Origin of the sequence: Halorubrum sp. Ea8, from assembly GCF_002252925.1 — an archaeon.
Lineage (GTDB): Archaea > Halobacteriota > Halobacteria > Halobacteriales > Haloferacaceae > Halorubrum.
The window spans coordinates 1-3087 of record NZ_NHPF01000123.1 but is presented as its reverse complement, the minus strand read 5'-3'; the positions used below and the strand labels follow the sequence as shown (position 1 = coordinate 3087).

Below are 3087 nucleotides of genomic sequence, written 5' to 3'. Positions count from 1 at the left end.
CGGCCGCCTCCGCGACCGCGTCGCCGCCCTGCCCGACCGGGTCGACGTCGCAGTCTTCCCGGAGTACGCGCTGACCGGGTTCGTCGACGACGACCGGCTGCGCGAGGCGGCGCTGGAGCGGGAGGCGGCGCTCGACCGGCTCGCTGACGTCGCCGACGAAGGGAACGTGGCGCTGACGGCGGGGTACGCGGAGCGCGCGGGCGACGCGCTGTTCAACGCGACCGCGTACGTGCCGCCGGCCGGCACCCTCTCCGGCGGCGCGGGAGCCCCGGACGAGCGGGCGGCAGTCTACCGGAAGCGACACCCGTGGGGCGAGGAGGCGGAGCGAGTCGACGCCGGCACCGATCGGGTCGTGGTCGACACCCCCGCCGGTCGGACCGGCCTGTTGACCTGCTACGACCTGAATTTCGTGGCGGAGAGCGCGTGGTTCACCGACCGCGCCGTCGACGCGCTGTTCGTCGCGGGCGCGTGGCCCGCCGCTCACGCGCAGAACTGGCGGCTCCTCCTCCGGGCGCGCGCCCTCGACGGCGTCCGGTGGGTAGTCGGCGCCGGACGAACGGGACGCGGGACAGCGTCGGGGGGCGAACGCGGGAACGATCGCCGCCGCTACGCCGGTAACTCTCTCGTCGCCCGCCCTGACGGTCGAGTCGCCGCCGAACTCGGCCGCGGCGAGCGGGACCTGATCGCCACGCTGGACCGGACCGTGCTCGCCGAGCAGCGCGAACTCGTCGGTGCCGTGAACAATACAGAAAAATAATTTTTTGAAAACTAAAATCTGATTACCATCGTGAAAACAGTTAAGTGCCCCGCGCGCGTACGTAGAGGTAGACATGAGCACCCAGAAAGAGGCACGTCAACGCTACGGCGACGTCCACGAGAGCGAAGCGCTCCGCGTTCCCGAGGAGAAGGCCGAGCAGCTCGTCGACGCGCTCAACACCGACCTCGCGGCGACGTACGTGCTGTACCATCAGATCAAGAAGCACCACTGGCTCGTGGAGGGCGCCGAGTTCCACGACATCCACGTCTACCTCGGCGAGGTCGCCGAGGACCTCGAGGAGGGCGCCGACGTGATCGCCGAGCGCGCGCAGGCGCTCGGCGGCGTGCCGCTGTCGGGCGGCGCGAACTACGAGGAGCACGCCCCGGTGAGCCCCGAGGACGCCGACGCCTACGACATCAGGACGGGGCTGGCGAACGACCTGGAGATGTTCGGTGACATCACCGAGATGCTCCGCGAGCACATCCAGCTCGCCAACAACCTCGGCGACTACAACACCGAGGAGCAGCTCCGCGAGGTCCTCATGGACGTCGAGGAGCACGGCCACCACATCGAGCACTACCTGGAGGACGACACGCTCGTCACTCAGGGTACGCTCGAATAGACGACTCACGTCCGTCGTTCCCGGCGACGGGGCGTCGTTCGTCCGAATTTTCTCCGTTATTTTCCGCCCGCCAGCGACGGCGCCGGCGCGGGCAACTTGGTTGACCGACCCGGATCAGCCGAGTCGCTCGTCCAGAATGAGCCGCGTCTTGGTCGACTTCACCTCGTCCATCTCGCGGGCCTGCGAGATAAGCTCGTTGACGGCGCGCGTGTCGACGGCGTCGACCACGAGCACGACGTCCTCCTCGCCGGAGACCTGCCAGACGAAGTCCACCTCCTCCCACTCGACCATCCGATCGCCGACGGCGGCGGTGTCGACGTTCATCTCCACCGAGATCTCGATCATCGCCTTCACGTTGCCGGTGCGGGTCGTGACCGTGAACCGCTCGATGATCCCCTCCTCGGTCATGCGGTCGACGCGGTTGCGCACGGTCCCCTCCGAGGTGCCGACTCGGTCGGCGATCTCCGTGTACGGGGTTCGCGCGTCCCGGCGCAGGATCGAGAGGATCCGGCGATCGAGGTCGTCCATACCCGAACCATTCACCCCGGCGACTTACTCGTTACGAATATCGTAACGAATCTACGAACGACGCATTTATTACCCTTTGCGCGTACGTTTCTCGTAATGTCGGACGCCTATATCGCGCTGGCCGACGGACGCGTGCTCGAAGCGCGCGCCCGTGCGCCGGGGCGCACCCGCGGTGAACTGGTGTTCACGACCGCGTACACCGGCTACGAGGAGTCGCTCACCGACCCTTCCTACGCCGAACAGATACTCACCTTCTCGTACCCCCTCATCGGGAACTACGGCGTCCGAACCGAGCGGTTCGAGTCAGAGACGGTCCAGCCGCGCGCGGCGATCGCCCGCGAGCTGACCGACGACGTCGCCGAGTGGCTCGCCGGCGAGGACGTCCCCGCCGTCGACCACGTCGACACCCGCGAAATCGTCACGACCGTCCGCGAGGAGGGCGCGATGGCCTGCGGGATCGCCGCCGGTCCGGACGTGGCCCCCGAAGACGCGGTCGCGGAGATGGAGGCGTGCGAGCCGATGAGCGACCACGTCGACATCGGCGCGCAGGTGTCCGTCACCGAGCCGACCGTCCACGAGGGCGGCGGCGCCGCCGACGTCGCGATGCTCGACTGCGGCGCGAAGGGCTCGATCATCACCTCGCTCACCGAGCGCGGCGCGGACGTCCACGTCCTCCCGTACGACGCGACCCCCGAGGACGTGGCCGACGTCGACCCCGACGTCCTCTTCGTCTCGAACGGTCCGGGCGATCCGGAGAACTTCGTCGCCGCCCAGGAGGTCGTCGACGCCTTCGCCGGTGAACTGCCGATGGCCGGCATCTGCCTCGGTCAGCAGGTGATCACGAGCGCGCTCGGCGGCTCGACCGAGAAGATGATGTTCGGCCACCGCGGCGTCAACCAGCCCGTCAAGGACCTCCGCACCGACAAGGTCGTGATGACGACGCAGAACCACGGCTACACGGTCGACGACACCGGTCCGCTGGAGGTGACGCAGGTGAACGTCAACGACGACACCGTCGAGGGGCTCGACAGCGAGGAGCTCGACGTCATCACCCGCCAGTACCACCCCGAGGCGAACCCCGGGCCGCACGACTCGCTCGGCTTCTTCGACGAGGTGCTGGACCTGGCGCAGTCAGTCGGCGGCGACGTGCGGCGTCGACTGCGCCAGGTCCAGCACCTCG

4 protein-coding genes are annotated in these 3087 nt (G+C 68.4%); 3 read left to right on the top strand and 1 reads right to left on the bottom strand.

Annotation, left to right across the window (positions count from 1 at the left end; all coding sequences use genetic code 11):
* Together DJ74_RS15205 and dpsA are read left to right on the top strand one after the other, a co-directional pair.
* Nucleotides 1-757: carbon-nitrogen hydrolase family protein (locus DJ74_RS15205; protein WP_094527788.1), on the top strand; the 757-nt coding region annotated here is incomplete at its 5' end.
* A gap of 73 nt (nt 758-830) precedes the next feature.
* Nucleotides 831-1379, top strand: coding sequence for a DNA starvation/stationary phase protection protein DpsA (gene dpsA, locus DJ74_RS15200; RefSeq protein WP_094525806.1), 549 nt, complete (start codon nt 831-833; stop codon nt 1377-1379).
* 114 nt (nt 1380-1493) lie between these two features.
* Here dpsA and DJ74_RS15195 read toward each other — a convergent pair whose 3' ends face one another.
* Nucleotides 1494-1907, bottom strand: a complete 414-nt coding sequence (locus tag DJ74_RS15195; protein ID WP_094525807.1) for an Lrp/AsnC family transcriptional regulator — start codon at nt 1905-1907, stop codon at nt 1494-1496.
* A gap of 96 nt (nt 1908-2003) precedes the next feature.
* On the opposite strand from DJ74_RS15195, the gene carA reads away from it, so the two are divergent.
* A partial coding sequence (carA, locus tag DJ74_RS15190; protein WP_141212722.1) for a glutamine-hydrolyzing carbamoyl-phosphate synthase small subunit occupies nt 2004-3087 on the top strand: 1084 nt, incomplete at its 3' end.